The sequence below is a fragment of the Knoellia sinensis KCTC 19936 genome (genome assembly GCF_000768705.1).
In the GTDB taxonomy this organism is placed as follows: Bacteria; Actinomycetota; Actinomycetes; order Actinomycetales; family Dermatophilaceae; genus Knoellia; species Knoellia sinensis.
On the sequence record NZ_AVPJ01000001.1, the window covers coordinates 271,446 to 287,421 of the forward strand.

General features: G+C 69.1%; 12 protein-coding genes. 5 read left to right on the forward strand and 7 right to left on the reverse strand.

Translation table 11 applies throughout. The features are described from left to right. Positions 1 to 18: 18 nt before the first annotated feature. A complete protein-coding gene (locus N802_RS01280; protein ID WP_035911035.1) occupies positions 19 to 558 on the forward strand; it encodes an NUDIX hydrolase family protein in 540 nt (179 codons plus the stop codon). A gap of 204 nt (positions 559 to 762) precedes the next feature. Here N802_RS01280 and N802_RS01285 read toward each other — a convergent pair whose 3' ends face one another. Together N802_RS01285 and N802_RS01290 are read right to left on the reverse strand one after the other, a co-directional pair. Next, on the reverse strand, positions 763 to 1,527 hold the full coding sequence (locus tag N802_RS01285) for a lysophospholipid acyltransferase family protein (RefSeq protein WP_035911038.1): 765 nt from the start codon (positions 1,525 to 1,527) through the stop codon (positions 763 to 765). A 113-nt stretch (positions 1,528 to 1,640) separates the two neighbouring features. Beyond that, positions 1,641 to 5,609: a type VII secretion protein EccC gene (locus N802_RS01290; protein ID WP_035911039.1), complete on the reverse strand. Its 3,969-nt coding sequence runs from the start codon at positions 5,607 to 5,609 to the stop codon at positions 1,641 to 1,643. 133 nt (positions 5,610 to 5,742) lie between these two features. Between N802_RS01290 and N802_RS01295 the strand changes: the two genes are divergently transcribed. Continuing rightward, positions 5,743 to 7,383 (forward strand): hypothetical protein, encoded by a 1,641-nt coding sequence (locus tag N802_RS01295; protein ID WP_035911042.1) that lies wholly within the window; start codon positions 5,743 to 5,745, stop codon positions 7,381 to 7,383. Positions 7,384 to 7,454: 71 nt separating this feature from the next. On the opposite strand, the gene N802_RS19225 is transcribed toward N802_RS01295, so the two are convergent. The 5 genes from N802_RS19225 to N802_RS20400 form a co-directional block, all read right to left on the reverse strand. Further along, the gene (locus N802_RS19225; protein WP_052109281.1) at positions 7,455 to 9,059 is read right to left on the reverse strand and encodes a hypothetical protein; all 1,605 of its coding nucleotides are present in this window, start codon (positions 9,057 to 9,059) and stop codon (positions 7,455 to 7,457) included. Then, on the reverse strand, positions 9,043 to 10,515 hold the full coding sequence (locus N802_RS01305) for a S8 family peptidase (protein WP_035911044.1): 1,473 nt from the start codon (positions 10,513 to 10,515) through the stop codon (positions 9,043 to 9,045). Before N802_RS01305 ends, N802_RS19225 begins: the two co-directional genes overlap by 17 nt. Continuing rightward, the gene (locus N802_RS01310; RefSeq protein ID WP_035911045.1) at positions 10,512 to 11,114 is read right to left on the reverse strand and encodes a hypothetical protein; all 603 of its coding nucleotides are present in this window, start codon (positions 11,112 to 11,114) and stop codon (positions 10,512 to 10,514) included. The genes N802_RS01305 and N802_RS01310 overlap by 4 nt, the downstream gene beginning before the upstream one ends. A gap of 129 nt (positions 11,115 to 11,243) precedes the next feature. Beyond that, positions 11,244 to 11,537, reverse strand: coding sequence for a WXG100 family type VII secretion target (locus N802_RS01315; protein ID WP_035911046.1), 294 nt, complete (start codon positions 11,535 to 11,537; stop codon positions 11,244 to 11,246). Further along, positions 11,537 to 11,857, reverse strand: coding sequence for a WXG100 family type VII secretion target (locus N802_RS20400; RefSeq protein WP_035911049.1), 321 nt, complete (start codon positions 11,855 to 11,857; stop codon positions 11,537 to 11,539). Before N802_RS20400 ends, N802_RS01315 begins: the two co-directional genes overlap by 1 nt. Positions 11,858 to 12,077: 220 nt before the next feature. Between N802_RS20400 and eccD the strand changes: the two genes are divergently transcribed. From eccD to N802_RS01335, 3 genes are read left to right on the forward strand one after another with little or no spacing between them, the layout of a single operon-like run. Next, positions 12,078 to 13,409, forward strand: coding sequence for a type VII secretion integral membrane protein EccD (gene eccD / locus N802_RS01325; RefSeq protein WP_052109282.1), 1,332 nt, complete (start codon positions 12,078 to 12,080; stop codon positions 13,407 to 13,409). 9 nt (positions 13,410 to 13,418) lie between these two features. Continuing rightward, entirely contained in the window at positions 13,419 to 14,768 is a 1,350-nt protein-coding gene (gene eccB, locus N802_RS01330) for a type VII secretion protein EccB (RefSeq protein ID WP_035911052.1), read from the forward strand. Positions 14,769 to 14,770: 2 nt separating this feature from the next. Then, positions 14,771 to 15,976 carry a S8 family serine peptidase gene (locus tag N802_RS01335; RefSeq protein WP_156971228.1) on the forward strand — a complete coding sequence of 402 codons (1,206 nt, stop codon included), beginning with the start codon at positions 14,771 to 14,773 and terminating at the stop codon, positions 15,974 to 15,976.

A 15,976-nucleotide genomic window follows, 5' to 3' on the forward strand; every position in this document is an offset into this window, starting at 1 on the left:
TTTGGCACAATCGCGACCATGGGCACCCTCGAGACCGACAGCACTCCCGCCTGGTTGAGCCGCGAGGAGCTCGAGAGCGCCCGTGAACGCCTGCCCATCCTCTACGTCGACGCCGTGCCGGTTCGTGTCGATGAGCGCGGCGCCGTCTCAGCGGTGGGTCTGCTCCTACGAGCCAACGCCGACGGCGAGATCCAGCGCGAGCTCGTCTCCGGCCGCGTGCTCTACCACGAGCGGGTCCGCGACGCCCTGCTCCGCCACCTCGAGAAGGACCTCGGCCCGATGGCGCTCCCGCAGGTCCCGACGTCGCCCGTGCCGTTCACCGTGGCCGAGTACTTCCCCACCCCGGGTGTCACGCCGTTCCACGACCCGCGTCAGCACGCCGTGTCCTTGGCCTTCGTCGTCCCCGTGACGGGCGACTGCGCGCCGCAGCAGGATGCACTCGACCTTGCGTGGTTGACACCCGATGAGGCTCTGGCACCTGGCGTGTTGGCCGAGATGGACCGCGGTCACGGCGTCCTTCTCCGGCAGGCACTCGCACACCTCGGTCACCCCGTCTGACGATCGGGTCGCTTTCGCGAACACAATGCTTGTTCGCCGCAGACCCATCCGCACTCCGCGCGCAAAGCGCACTCCGTGCTCCCGCCAGGCCCAGCCAGCGGCGAACAAGCATTGTCTTCGCTCGGCGTTCGGGAGCAGACCGAAGTCTCGCCGGCTCACGCGCGCCAGCAGTCAGCCCCCAAGGCCAGCGCGAGACTAGCCAGGTCAGGACTTGCGGCTCTTGTTGAACTTGTCGACGGTGCGGGTCATGTCGTGGTGGTCGTGCGCCGCAGCCTCTTCGGGAGTGGGAGCTGTGCCACCGAGTCGAGCAGGCTGGTAGATCAGGTCGTCGCCCGTCAGGGGCGGGTACGCGGCCTGCTGCGCGTCGAGCTGGGCCTGCATCACTGCTTGCAGTTCGGCGGTGGCCTCGGCGCGGTTCGCGTCCGGGGCGACATGGATGGGCTCGCCCACGGTGATGAAGACGGGGATCTTGCTCCGCCCCATGTGCTTCGGGACGTTCTTGCTCCAGACGCGCTGCGAGCCCCACAGGGTCGTCGGCAGGATGGGCACGCCCGCCTCCTGGGCCATGCGCACCGCCCCCGGCTTGAACTCCTTGAGCTCAAACGAGCGTGACATCGTGGCTTCGGGGAAGACGCCGACGATCTCGCCGTCCTTGAGAGCCTGGACGGCGCGGTTGAACGACGCGCGACCATCCTTGCGGTCAACGGGAATGTGCTTCATCCCTCGCATCAGGGGCCCCGCCACCCGGTGCGAGAAGATCGACTGCTTGGCCATGAAGCGGACAAGACGCTTGTGCTTGAGAGCTGCAAGGCCGGCATACGTGAAATCGAAGTAGCCGGTGTGGTTGATGGCCATGACCGCGCCGCCGGTGCGAGGGACGTTGTCCTCACCCTCGATGCGGAATTTCAGCCCCTGAGCGGCGAAAACGCCTCGGGCGAACGTGACGACAGGGGTGTACACGGGTTCCATGGGGCCAGCCTACGGCTCCGTAGGTTGCGGAGCCTACGGAGCCGTAGGTTGCGAAACGTGCCCTTCTTCACAGCGGACAACCGTCAGGTGATGACGGCTCTGCCATCTGCCCGTCACGAGTGCGTCGCGGGCAGCCAACCCAGCTGGACGACCTGGTTGCCCTGGTCACGCGTGACGAGCCGGCCACGACCGGGCGACTGCAGCGATCCCTTGACGTTGCCGACGAGCGCGCCCTCGTCGGGCGGGGTGCTCAGCATGATGCCCGGGCTCGCGAGGTCGCGCAGGGCCTGAAGGACCGGCTCGTAGCTCGCACGTGAGGCACCACCCGCGCGACGGGTCACGACGAGGTGGAGGCCCACGTCGGCGGCTTGCGCCAGGAGCGGAATCAGAGGGCGTAGGGGCGAGCCTGCCGACGTGACGACGAGGTCGTAGTCGTCCACGAGGATGAACGCCTCGGAGCCAGACCACCACGACCGCGCCCGCAACTGCTCGGGGGTGACGTCGGGTCCCGGCAGTCGGGTCCGGAGGAAGGCGGTCAGGCCCTCGATCTCGGCGGTCACTTGCTCTTCGGTCGTCATGTATTCGGCGACGTGGCCGTCGGGCAGCTCGCCGAGCAGGGCTCGGCGGTAGTCGACGACGAACAACTTGGCCTCGTCCGGCGTGTACAGTCGCGCGATCTCGCTCGCGTATCCGCGCAACATCGCCGACTTGCCCGAACCACTGTCGCCGAACAGATAGAGGTGGGACTCCTCCGCCACGTTGACGCCGACGGGTTCGAGGTTGCTCTCGTTGATTCCGAGGAGCACCCGCTTGTCGCCGGCGCCGGCCTGCGCCCGAATCGTCTCCAGCGTGATCCGTTCCGGCAGCAGTCGGAGCTTTGGCCCCTTCGGCCCGGGCCAGGCAGCCGACACCCTCGCGATCATGTCCTCGACACCTTCCCCGAGGTCCTCGACGCTGCCCGAGTTGTCGATGCGCGGGATGCCCGCGAGGAAGTGATGTTTGGTCGTCGTGATGCCGCGCCCGGGCCGACCCTTGGGCACGTTCGCCGCGACCTTGCGGTCGATCTCCGAGTCACCGGGGTCGCCCAGACCGAGCTCGACGCGGGTGCCCAGGACGTCTCGGATCTGCATGCGGAAGTCCATCCAGCGCGACGTCGTGATGACGACGTGGATCCCGAAGGTGAGGCCACGGCCGGCGATGCCACTGATCGTCTGCTCGAGTTCGTCGAACTCCGCCCTGATCGTCGGCCAACCGTCGACGACGAGGAAGACGTCCCCGTAGCCGTCGTCGACCCGACCCTCGGCTCGGCGGCGGCGGTAGGTCTCGATCGAGTCGATGCCGTTGGCCCGGAAGTAGGCCTCGCGCTTGTCGATGATGCCGGTGATCTCGGCGACCGTGCGGCGCACGACGTCGGGCTCGTTGCGGTTCGCGACACCGGCGACGTGCTCCAGCGCGGCGAACGGGGTGAAGGTGCCGCCGCCGAAGTCGAGAACGTAGATCTGGGTTTCGAGTGGAGTGGTGGTGAGCGCGAGGGAACTCACCAGGGTGCGGGCGAACGTGCTGCGTCCGGTCCGGGGTCCGCCGACGACGGCCACGTGACCAGCGGCACCACCCAGGTTCAGCACGAACAGCTCGCGGCGCTGCTCGAGCGGGCGGTCGACGATACCCATGGGGAAGACGTAGGACCCCTGAGCACGCCAGCGCTGGCTCACCAGACCCAATGCGGGGTCGGGTGCGAGGTCGCCAAGGAGTTGGTCCATCGAGTTGGGGACGTCGAGTGGCGGCAACCAGACCTGATGCGCCGGGCGGCCATGGCCCTTCATCTTCGCGACGGCGATGTCGAACACGGCCCGGGTCTCCTCGGGCTCGTTGAGGGGCTGCGGGACTTCCTCGTGACGGGGCGCCGCGGTCACGGCCTTCGTGGAGGTGAACGGCAGCACCTGCATGGAGGATCCGCTCCCGCCGGTGGCCGCACGCCGACGCCTCCCCTTGGGCGGACCGGAGACGTAGGCCGCCTTGAACTTGAGCAGGGTGGTCTGGTCGGGCTTGAGGTAGCCCAGACCCGGGACGGGAGGCAGCTCGTAGGCGTCCGGCACACCGATGACGGTGCGGGACTCGCCGGCCGAGAAGGTGCGCAGACCGATCCGGTAGGACAGGTGGCTCTCGAGCCCGCGGAGGCGTCCCTCCTCGAGCCGCTGCGAGGAGAGGAGCAGGTGCATCGAGAGCGACCGACCGAGTCGACCGATGGCGACGAACAGGTCGGCGAACTCGGGCTTGGCCTGCAGGAGCTCGGAGAACTCGTCGGCGACGATGAGCAGCGCGGGCAGGGGCTCGAGGTCGGCGCCCGCGGCGCGCGCCTTTTCGTAGTCGGTGACGTTGGAGAAGTTGCCGGCCGAACGGAGGAGCTCCTGCCGCCGCGTCATCTCACCCTGGAGAGCATCCTGCATGCGCTCGACGAGGGTGAGCTCCTGACCGAGGTTGGTGATGACCGCCGACACGTGAGGCATGTCGGCCATCCCGGCGAAGGTCGCACCACCCTTGAAGTCGACGAGGACGAAGTTCAGTTGCTCCGACGAGTGGGTCATCGCGAGCGCGAGGACGAGCGTGCGCAGCAGCTCGGACTTGCCGGAGCCGGTGGCTCCGATCACGAGCCCGTGCGGACCCATGCCCTGCTGGGCCGACTCCTTGATGTCGAGTGCGACGACCTGCCCGCTGCCGCCCACCCCGATCGGCACTCGAAGACGGTCGCGCTGGAGCCGCGGCCGCCAGGCGGTCGTGGGATCGAAGTCGCGGACGTCGCCCAGGCCGAGCAGGTCGACGAGCTCGGTGCTCGTCGTCAGTGCGTCGCGCACCTCGACCTCACCGCTGACGAACATCGGGGCCAGGCGTCGCGCTGCAGCCTCGGCCTGCGTGACGCTCATCTGGTCGGCGAGCCCCTTGGCGCCGCCACGACTCAGGCTGAGGATCTCGAACGGGACCTGACCGGACGGCATACCCTGCCGTGCGGCATCCACCGCGAGGCGCAAGGTGGACGCGGAGTCGAGTTCTCCCCACTGGTCCGGCAGGTCCAGAACTGTGACGCCGAGAACCCCGTCGTCCGTGACGAGCGGGTTGTTCCGGGGGACGCGCACGTCGTCGACGATCACGAGCACATGGGGTGCAGGCGCCTGACTGGTCGGACCGAAACGCGGCCGATCGGTGATGTCATCGGGCAGGAGTTCGAGGAGTTCGTCGATGGACTCGGCCACGAGCCGCCTCGGCCCGATGGCGTCGCGTTCACGTGGGCTGAGGGCATGGGGCAACCACTTGAGCCAGTCCCACTCCTCTCGCGAGCCATGGCTGGTCAGCGCCGCGACGATGAGCGACTCCGGCGAGTGCATGACCGCGGCGTTGACGACGAGAGATCGGGCCAAGGCGCGCGCGGGCCCGGCCTCACCGGTGATCTGAACCCTCGACCAGGCCGTCAGCGAGACCGAAGCCGGCAGTCCGTGTTGCACGCGGTGCGTCGTCAGCAGTCGGTGCAGCCCGGATGCCGCGACGGGGTCCAGCTGAGCCAGCGGCGGCGTCTCTGCTGGCTCGAGGGTCAGGCACAGCGGCTGCGACGTGGTGCCCATGCGCACATGGAGGAAGTCGTCGTCCTTGGGCAGCCGCTCCCAGACACGGCTCCGCTCCTCTGCGAGGAGGGCGAGGGAGGTCGGGGCGGGGTAGTTCCACAGCCCGGCCTCACGCTGCTTGGCCGCGGCGTCGCGCACGGTGCCGCGGACCTCGGCAAGGTAGGCAAGGTACTCACGACGGTTGGAGACAACCTCGGCCGTGTGCTGCTGACGTTGGCGCAAACCACTCGAGAAGACGAAGCCGAGGGACGCCAGGAGGAACATGCCGGCTCCGATGTAGCCCCTCGCGCCCTGACCGGAGATCGCGACGAAGCCCATGGATCCCACACTGCCGAGCATCGGCACCGCCTGCATGAGGACGTTGCTGAGGCCTTCGGCGGGCTTGATCTCCGGGGGTGGCTGCAGGACGATGCGGCCCGTCGGGACCGACGGAGCCTCCTGTCGGGTCCCTCCGACTGTTGCGGTCACGCTTCCCCTCCCGAGTTCTTGTACCGGGCCAACTTAACCCGTGGAGCCAGACCGCTCGGAGGGCACCGCACCCGGAATCGGCACCGCCGCCTATCCTTCGATGAGCCGAGACAGCGGAGGAGGAGGGGCCGGTATGCCGGGTACGGACGTGAGCACGGGGCTTCAGATCAGCCTCACGGCGGGCGGACGTCGCTATGACCTCGTCGTTCCCCTCGGTGCGCAGGTCACCGAGGTGCTGTCGGTCCTCGGGATCGCCTCCCGTGCCAACCCGCACGCAGTCGCCACCCCCAGCGGTCGAGTGCTGGGCCCCCACGACACCTTCGACGACTCAGTGCCCACCGGCTCGGTCCTCAGCGTCGTCCCCGTCACGACGCACTCGATCACACGCGACATCCTCAATCTTGATCGCGGCCGCAGCGCTGGCGGGGCCCGCGCCAGCGCCCCCGGGGGGTCCGGTGGACGTCACCGGGACGAGGTCGAATCCCCGGTCCGCGCGCACGTGGACGAATCGACACGCCGACGCGGCGACGGCGTGGCTCCGGGTGCGACCGGCGCAACGGAGGCCTCCGACGTCACGGCGCCCCGATCCAGCCTCAGCGTCCAGGCCGAAGCCCCCCGGACACGTTCAGGCAGTCCCCGTCCGCCGGCGTCCGCACCAGCGCCCTCGGCAGCCTCACAACTGATCTGGCTCGCGGCCGCATTCGGCGCCATCATCGCGCTCGTCGCGGCATGGAATCTCGCCCACGACGGCGCCCACACGTCGTCGCCCTCCACGTCGTGGGGCGTCTCCACCACGTGGATGCCGGCTGTCGCTGCGGCACTGCTCGCCGCGGGTGCCGTCGGTCTCGCGGCCCTCAGCAACCAGAGGTCCCACCAGTTCGCCGCAGCCGCCACCGCGCCCGCACTCGGGCTTGCGGCAGGCTTGACCCTCCCCCTCCCGGACTCGCCGGGACGCACCTCCGTGGCGGTCGTGGCAGGGTGCGCGGTGGCCCTCCTCGCGCTGGCCATCACACGCTCGCGCGTCGCCGCCGACTCCCCCGGCGACCGGACCGTCATGTCGGCGATCGGCGGCCTTGGGCTGCTCGTGGGGCTCGGGACGATCCTCAATTGGCCGGGCTCCTCCATCGCTGCGTTGGTCACTGGGCTGGGGCCGCTCCTCATTCGCCTGCTGCCAACGACGAGCCTCACGGTCGATCCCACTCAGCTGGTCGACACCGAGCGCCTCTCGACGACGATCTGGTCCGTCCGCGAGCGCAGTGCGGGGCGGCGAACTCGGATCAGGTCCAGCGACATGCGGTCACGATTCGACGCAGCCCGCGAGATCGTCGCGATTGGCACGGCCTACCTTTCGCTGGCCACCGCGGTGGGCGGATGGCTGCTGGTCACTGCGGGCGCGGATGATCCGGTGAGGCGCTGGGGCACAGTGGCGGTCCTCGTCGTCGCGGCCCTCGCCTGTGGCTACCAGTCGCGCTCTGTGCGTGACCGGCTCCCCCGCTACAGCATGTTGGCAGCCTGCGCGTCCCTCTTGCTTGCCGCTGCCTTCGCCCTGCTCGCGACCGGGTGGGCGGGCGCAACACCAGTCGTCTTCCTGGTCGGAACAGGCATCGCCTGGGTCAGTGTGGTGAGCGCCGCCGCCATCGTGCGGGGCTACCGGTCCACCCGCATGTCGCGGTTTGCCGACACCATCGAAGGTCTGACGGTGGCTCTGTCCCTCCCCCTCGGGATCGTTGCGGCGGGTGGGGTCGAAGCGATCCGGCGGATCACCTCGGGGTGAGGTCATCCGCCGGATGAGGCACTGACGCTGTCAGGATCGCTCGCTGACGCGCTCGCTCGCTGGACGCGGGGTCACTCCCACACCGAGGGGCTCGACTCCTCGGTGCCGTCAAACCAGGCCTCTTCGTCCTCGTGCGTCAGCCGGTCGACGTCCTGGGTCTGTGCCTTGTCGTCGGACCGGCGAGCGCCTGCGCTGCCGACGGCGCCCACCGCGGTCCCGCCGCGACCTCCGCCTCCACGAGGGCCCGGTGTGCTCGTGGACCGGCCGGGGCCACCGACCGCGCCCGCCGTGGTCCCGCCGCGACCGCCACCGGCCCGAGCACCAGACTTGCTCGTGGACGTGTTCGCGCTGGCACCCTTGCCCGCCATGCCGCCACCCGCGGCAACGACACCGCTGCCGGTTCCGGTGAACTTCGGGACGCCGTAGCGACCCGATGCAGTCGCGCCCTTGACCGCGCTCGCACGCCCGGGGGCACCGCCCCGCGCAGAGGCGCCAGACCCGCCACCGGGGATGAGCTGCGGACCGCCGGGACGCCCGATGCCGGCTGCTCCGGACCGACCGGACGCGCCGCGAGCCCCAGCCCCGTTGCCGCGTGCCGAACCGGCTACGCCTGCCGTCCCGCCGGAAGAGAACATGCCACCTCCGCCGCGACGTCCGAGCAATCCGCCCAGACCAGCCGCGCCGCCGACGCCGCCGGCAGCGACGCCGCCGGCACCCAGCCCACCAGCACCGCCCCCTGAGGGGCCGCCCTGTGAGCCGATGGGACCTGCGCCGGGCGCCAGACCAGTCGATCCCGTGACCTCGCCGTCCGAACTGATGACGATGTCGTCGTCATTGCCCCCGGTCTCGTCGTCACCATTGTCGATCACCGTGGGGTCCGGACCCTCCGTCTCAACCACGACGGGATCGTCATCCGTGCCACCCGTGCCATCGCTGTCGTCGTCGCCCGCGTCGAAGATCACCACGCCCGTGTTGGTCGTCTGGAAGAGCCCGGCCGCCGAGTGCGTCGCGGTGTTGGTGTTGCCCGGGCCCCTGCCCGCAGGCGCCTGAGCCTGGTACGGGGATTCCGCATCGCCCGACACATCGATCGGCATCTCGCCTGTCGCCCTCTGGGTAGCGACTCCCAGCTTGTCGAGGATCCGCTTGGCCGCCCGGTTCCGCTGCTCCCAGAGCGCATCCTCGGCGGCGGCCGCAGCCTCCGGGTCCCGAACGCTGTACTTGTCGCGGTTCTCCTGGGTCGGGAGGTGTGGCGTCGGGAGACGCATGTGGTCGTCCGGGTCGACGTAGGTCGAAATGCTCGAGACGTCGCTGTACCACGCGGCCTTGGCGTCGGACACGGCTTGGTAGACCCCGCCGAGGCTCCGGTCCACGTCGCCGATCTCCGCTGCACGATCGTCGAGGGTCGATCCGAGCTTGTCGAGGCTCGCCAAGGCTGCCGTAGCCGCCGGTCCAGACCAGCCCTTGCTGCCGTCCGTCGGTGCCTCGAGTTCGCTACGTACGGCCCGGACATCCTTGGCGAGGTCCCGGAGTTGCTTCTTGGCGTCCTGCCAGTCCGTCTGAGTCAGGCTGATGGACCCCGTGTCGACCGCGAACACCTTGAAGAGTTCACGCTCGTAGTTCTTGGCCTTGGGGTTGAGAATCGGCCCGCCCCCGCCGCCGTCATGGAGCATGACCATGGCTGGCCTCCTTCGTCGTGACGGCGGAGTGGTCTGCCGCAGTCGTGGGTTCAGATGTGTGGTGAGGTCTCTGGGGTCGCGTCACCCCATGGCGACGGCGCAGGAAGAAGAGTCCGGCCACGAGCGCGAGAACGACGACTGCGCCCACGGCCAGCCACGGTAGGAGAGAGGACTCCGACCCTCCCGCCTCATCGGTGTCGTCCGCGGCCTCGCCGGCGGGATTGGGGCTGGCGTCCACGGACGATCCGCTGGTGGAGGGAGCCGGGGATGCCGACTCGGTGACCGCCTTGCCCGTGGCGGTGGCGATCTGCTCGGCGGTCGGGTCGCCGTCACCCTCCGTGTCGACCATGGGGTTGACGTCCGGCAGCGAGGACACATCGAGCTTCACCGCATCCGCGGGATCGAAGATGCCGAAGCCGTACGACTCGGTCTTGCCCGTGGCCTTCGGCAGGTTGGTTCCGATTCTCCGGAACCAGGTGAGATATTTGCCGTCCTTCTCGCGCATGCCGATGGAGTCCTTGGCCGCCTGGAGGACCTGATTCCCGGTTGCGGTCGGGTGCGCGGACCACATGGCTGCCAGACCGCCCGCCGTGATGGCGGTCGCCTGCGAACTGCCGTCCATGATGATGTCGCTGCGCCACCCTCCGGGCGTCCACAAGCCGGTCGTCACCTTGCTCCCGGGCGCGGCGAAGTCAACCTCCGAACTCTTCCGCACTGCTGAGGTGTCGAGGTTGCCCTTGGCATCGACGTGGGTCACCGTGACGACCCCGTTGCCCAGGCCGGGCCAGAACACTTGCCGTTTCTCGTTGTTCGTGGACGCCACCACGATCGCGCCGGCGCGATACGCGTCGAGGAGCGCAGGGATCAACGCCTCGTCGAAGTCGACGCTCACGCTCATGCTGATGACCTTCGCGCCGTCCTTGACCGCCTGCTGGAGGGCTCGCGCTGTGGCTTTCCCGCCGACATCCACGTCTTCGTACTCGAGGCCGCACCCCGACTTCCCCGGCCGGTACGAGCTTTCGAACATGATCGCGTAATGGCGGATGCGCGCGTCCGGCGCGATGCCCGCGATGCCGCGCCCACCCGGCGCAGTCCCCCTGCCGCTGCCAGCGATGAGAGCGGCCATGCTCGTGGCGTGACTCGAATCGGTGGACCCCTTGTCGGAATCGTGGACCGACCCGTCACGTGCCACACACTCGGTTGTTGACGACACCACCTTGCCGCGTAGTTCGGGGACGCTGGAGTCGATGGGCCCGTCGATGACGGCCACGGTGATGCCCTTGCCGGTCCCGCTGCGATGCAACTCATCGACACCCATCGCGGCTCGCCACCACTGGCCCTCGTCGAGGGAGGCGGCGGATGCCGACGGGATGGCTGCGATGCTGGACAGCACGAGCGCGCACAGACCGACCGTCGCGGCCGCCGTGGCAAGAAGGCGTGAGGTGCTGGGCGTCATGGCAGCGTGAACGGCGACACCGACGGCCCAGCCCCGGCGTCTGGGACGGTCGTGGAGCCGGCGTCGCCCGGCAGCGTCTCAGCTGTGACCGGCACCGCGCCCTCCGACTCAGTGTCCGGGTTGGCTGCAGGGTCGCCGGTGGGCACCCCCGCATCGACATCGCCGCCCTGCGCCGGGGTGGTCTCTGCCGTGTCGGCCACCTGCGCGGCCTGCTGGGCCGATGCAGTGGACGCGGCTTCAGTGTGGTTGCGCGTGCTGTCGAGCGGCCCCTGCTCCCACCGTTGCCACAAGGCGAGGAAGTCGGCACCGGCCTGGTCGTCGTTGTCCCGCATCTGCTGCGCAGAGTTCCTGATCCCGGTGGCGACCGCCTCGAGATCGGTCTTGGCGCCACGCATCGTCTCGAGGTAGATCCGCCGGATCTCGGTGAACACCGTGCCGTAGCTCGCGAGCGCCGGGATCTCCCCGAACGAATCCTTGTCCGCGAGCGCGTCACGGATCTTCGCAATGCCCTCGGTGGAGTCGGTGGCCCACCTGGTCTGCCTGGTATTGGCCAAGGTGTTCATGTAGTCGGTCGGGTACTCGACGTGTTCGCCGGACAAGGCTTCCTCCCCTGGAATGTTCTTGGGTCCTGCTCCCCGTGGCCGCTCTCGAACAGCGCGGTCACGCAGTCCGTGCCGACACCCCGATGAGGGGTGTCGGCACGGGTCAGCTGTTCATGACTCGGACGGTCAGCCCCAGCTCTGCTTGTTCTTGAGCTCACCCGCGAGGTAGGCCTCCTTGGACTGCTGCACAGCAGTCTTGATGTCAAGGAGGAGCTGGTTGAGGTCCTCGACCTCACCGTTCCACTTGCGCTTGACGTCCTCGAAAGCGTGCTTGGTCCCGGCCTCCCACTCACCCATGTGGGGCTTCATGTCGTTCTCCATGTCGGTGACCTTGCTCTTGAGGTCGTTGACACCCTTGACCATGGACTCGATCAGAGCGTCGAGGCCCGCACCGGCAACCTTGATGTTCTGGCCACTCATCACTTACCACCCAACTGCGACGTGTACTTGCTGAGGAGGTCGGACGCACCCTGGTCATCCGCGGTGTACTGCTTGTCGTTGGCGATGAGGTTCTCGCGGAAGTTGTCGAGGATGTCGACAAGGTCCTTCGCCTGGATGGTCCACGCGGACTGAACGTTCTGGAAGGCCCCTGCACCTGCACCCTCCCAGTGCGCCTTCACCTCTTCCATCTGTCCCTGCAGCGTGTTGAGCCGGTTCTTGAGGTCGGTCCTCGTCTGGTCGACGATGCCGGCGCTCTTGGCGATCGCACCAGCGCCAACGCTGTGTGTCGTGTTGCCCATGTCACTTCCCTTCTCTCGATGGCCCAGGGCCACGGTGGTCCTACCGACCACTCCTGGTGGTTGGACCCCGGTAGTGCTCTCCCCCGAAGTCCTGACGGTGAAGACCATACGTGGGACCCACGTGCGAGGCGATGGGGAGAACTCCCCGTCTATGCTCGAGTGCGATCTCGGCTGCGGCGGAGTGAACCAACACATGCACCACCCGGGGAGGAACACACTCGTGAGTCAGAGCACGACGACGTCACTGGTCAGGCTGTCCGTGACATCAGGGACGCGTCGGGCAGACCTCGGCATCCCCGGCTCCATCCCCGTCGCCGAGGTCATCCCCGACCTGGCCCGTGAGCTGGGCGTCCTCGACGCGCACTCCGCCAGCATGGGCTACCGCCTCGTCCGCGCCGACGGCCAGGTTGTCGAAGGCGACAGGAGCCTCGCGGCGCAGGGGATCGAGGACGGCTCCGTCCTGGCCCTCGAGTCCAACAGGGCCCATGACGAGAAGGTCTACGACGACGTCGTCGAGGCCGTCGCCGATCTGGTCGAGACCCAGTTCACCCCCTGGACCGCCGCCAACAGCGCGGGGACGGCGGTCGGGGCGGCCGTGGTCCTGTTCCTCGCCGCGGCTTATGCCCTGTTCACCGCGCGTGACAGCGGCATCCTGATTGCCGCCCTGGCCGGCGTGTCCGCCCTGCTGCTCGTCGGGGCCGCCGCCGTCCTCGCTCATGTGCGCACCCAGCCTGCTGCCGCTGTGGCGCTTGCACTCACTGCGGTGGCGTATGCCGGCGTCGCCGGCTACGCCGCTCTCCCCGGTGCGCCCCTGTGGGGCGAGGGCCTCCTCTACGCCGGAGCGGGTGTGGCCGTCGCCGGCGTCCTCGGCGCCGTGGCGGTGACTCGCCACAGGCTGCTCGTCGGTGCGACCGCTGCGGTCGGCCTGGCCATGGCGGCGCTGGGCGGCCTGAGCCATCTCGTCGGATGGGGCCTGACACCGATCGCCGCGGTGACCTTCGTCATCGCCGCAGTGGTCGGCAACGTGATCCCGTGGATCGGAATCTCGACGAGTCGGCTCACAACCCATCCGCCCAAGTCCGACCTCGAGATCTTCAGCGACGCCCCCATGGTCGAGCGCGAGGACGTCCACCGTCAGGTGGCGGCCGGACATGAACTCATGGTCGCCCTCGGTGTGGGCAGTGCAGCCGTGATGCTCCTGTGCACCCCCCAGCTGGTCGCATCCGGTGCGTCCGGTGCACTGCTGACGTTCGTGGGGTTCGTTGCGACACTGCTGCGCACCCGCCACAGCCGGACTCGCTCAACGGTCCTCATCGCCATGATCACCGGGGTCAGCGGTGTCGCAGTCGCGGCAGTGACCGCGGCGCACACGCACCCGGACTGGCGTCCCGTCCTCGCTCTCGGCCTCGCCGCTGCCGCAGCGCTCGTGGTCGGGTTGGCCCTGATCGTCCCTCGCACGCGCGTCCAACTAGGCCGGGTCGCCGATGCGATCGAGGGCGTGTCCCTCGTCGCCCTCGCTCCCCTGGCGGCCCTTGCCGTCGGACTCCTCTGAGGCTCTCGCGTGGCAACCAAGAAGGATCTCGTCGAGGCCCAGGCCTTCAGCAAGCGCCGCCTGACGACAGCGTTCGTCAGTGGTGCACCGGGCGGGCGAGAGGTCGAGCCGCATCGCCCCATGAAGGCCGTCATCGGTGGCGTCGCGCTCACCGTCATTCTCGTCATCGGCAGCCTGGCCTTCGGGTGGCTCAAGGGCTCGCTTCCGACCGACTGGGGCAACAACAAACTCGTCATCGCCAAGACGAGCGGAGCCCGCTACGTCTCCATCAAGGACACGCTGCACCCGGTCCTCAACACGACGAGCGCCCGCCTCCTCATCCCCGCCAATACGTTCGAGGTCATCACGGTGGCCGACGACAAACTGGCCAAACAGAAGCGCGGCAGCACCGTGGGCATCCCCGGAGCTCCTGATTCGCTCACGCCTCCGGAGGACCTGACCAACACCGGATGGGTGTCCTGTCTGGGTGCGGAGAACGGAGTGACCACTGGAGTGGGCGCCTCGGTCAAGAGCACGCCGGCCGGCGTCGGCGCGTCCCTGGTGCGGACGGCCGGACAGACGTTCGTGATCGCGGGAGGCAGGCGCTTCCCTGTGTCCGCCGCCAACCTCTCGAGCATTGCCCTGGCCCTGCAGCTCGAGGGGCAGACGCCGCGACCTGCACCCGCGCTGTGGACCAACCTGTTTGCGCTGGGACCCGAACTCGTCCCCCTCCGGGTGGCCGACTTCGGCAAGCCAGCGCCCGGTCTCCCTCCGGGCGCGTCGGTCGGGTCGGTGCTGGCCGTCGCGACCACGGGACAGGCTCCCCGTCGTTATCTCGTGAACCCGGTTGGGGACCTCGAGCCCCTCCCCGACTTCGCCTACGCCCTCTATCGCTTGGGATCCGGCAGCAGTACGGGCTCGGAGGCTGAACTTGCGGTGACGCCGGCCCAAGTGGCGCAGCTCCGGATCCAACCGCAGCGCATTGCCCCGACGGCCTGGCCGACGCTCGTTCCCACCCCCCTCGCGGACCCGCCGTGCGCGACACTCACCGCTGCACGGGGCGCCCAGCCCGAGGTCACCCTCTCGACGTCGTCGAGCCTGCGTGCGCAGTCGGGCTCCACCCACGCCTCGGTCGATCTCGGTACCGGATCGTTGGTGCGCGCGGTCGGTGCCGGGTCACTCACCGCCGGGCCCGTGCTGGCGATCGACCAGACCGGCACCTCCTACGCGATCGACGGTTCGACACCTGACCTGTTGCAGCGCCTCGGCTACCAGCCCACGGACGTCGCCCCCGTGCCACAGGCGTGGGCCGAGTTGTTCCGCACAGGACCTGAACTCAGCGTCCGGGCCGCACAGACCACCGTGGTCGCCGGATCGTGACCGTGCGTCGCATCGGGGTGGCCGTGACGTTGAGCGCCATGGGGGTGCTGGCGAGCACTCTCGCGCCCACCACCGCACCCATGGCCCACGCCGGCACGCGCGAGTGCGCCGAAGGTCGGAGCCAGTTCGTCCCCGACTCCCCGCCGGCCCTCGGACGCCTGGCTGCACCGCAGGCGTGGCGGCTGTCCACCGGCAAGGGTGTCGTCGTCGCAGTGGTGGACTCGGGCGTCTCGGCCAACAACGTCCACTTCCCCGCGGGCTCGGTCCTGCCGGGCAAGAGTTTTGTCGGTGGGTCCGCGACGACGGATGAAAACGGTCACGGCACAGCCCTCGCAGGCGTCATCGCCGCCCGCGACATCGGCGAGAAGTCCGGCGTCGTCGGAGTCGCCAGAGATGCCGTGATCCTGCCGGTCAAGATCAGCGGCGGCGAGGGTGGTGACGAGGAGCAGCAGCGGTCGGCCAACCTTGCCGGCGGCATCGCCTATGCCGTGTCCGCGGGCGCCGACGTCATCAACCTGTCGCTGTCCACGACGGGTGATCGGCGCGACGTTCGTGCGGCGATCGCTTCCGCTGTCAAGGCGGGGATCATCGTGGTGGCCTCCGGGGGCAACCGTGAGCAGGCCTCCGAGGCCTCGGACGGCATGCGCTATCCCGCGGGCTACCCCGGCGTGATCGGCGTGGCTGCGACGGACAACCGAGACGTCGTCACCGAGAACTCCATCCGTGGACCTCAGGTCGACCTCTCGGCACCCGGCGACAACGTCATCACGACCTTTCGCAGCTGGGGCGACTGTGTCTATTCGCAGCAGCAACAGTCGAGCAGTTATGCCACTGCGTACGTCAGTGGCGCCGCCGCTCTCCTGCGCCAGCGGTTCCCCAGCGCGTCTGCCGCAGACATCTCCTACCGCCTCACCGCCACGGCCTCGCGGGGTTCGCGTACCGCGCGTGACGACACGTCCGGTTGGGGTGTCGTGCAGCCCTACGAGGCCATGACTGCCGCTCTCGACAGCAGCGTCTCCGGCCCCGTGCCCCCCGGCGGCGTCCAGAGACCCAGTCCGGAGGCACAGGCCTCTGCCGTCGACCTCACTCCGGCGCAGGATCCGCGCGCTCCCGACCGGGCCGCGGTCCAATGGCTGCTGCTCGGATCCGGCGCCGCCGTTCTCGGGCTCGCCATGGCCCGAATGCTTCGTCGCCCCTCGCGTTCCTGA

Bases quoted from the DNA above. Each gene is read 5' to 3' on its own strand.
- N802_RS01280 (WP_035911035.1), top strand. From the start codon at position 19: ATGGGCACCCTCGAGACCGACAGCACTCCCGCCTGGTTGAGCCGCGAG.
- N802_RS01285 (WP_035911038.1), bottom strand. From the start codon at position 1,527: ATGGAACCCGTGTACACCCCTGTCGTCACGTTCGCCCGAGGCGTTTTC.
- N802_RS01295 (WP_035911042.1), top strand. From the start codon at position 5,743: ATGCCGGGTACGGACGTGAGCACGGGGCTTCAGATCAGCCTCACGGCG.
- N802_RS19225 (WP_052109281.1), bottom strand. From the start codon at position 9,059: ATGGTCATGCTCCATGACGGCGGCGGGGGCGGGCCGATTCTCAACCCC.
- N802_RS01305 (WP_035911044.1), bottom strand. From the start codon at position 10,515: ATGACGCCCAGCACCTCACGCCTTCTTGCCACGGCGGCCGCGACGGTC.
- N802_RS01315 (WP_035911046.1), bottom strand. From the start codon at position 11,537: ATGAGTGGCCAGAACATCAAGGTTGCCGGTGCGGGCCTCGACGCTCTG.
- N802_RS20400 (WP_035911049.1), bottom strand. From the start codon at position 11,857: ATGGGCAACACGACACACAGCGTTGGCGCTGGTGCGATCGCCAAGAGC.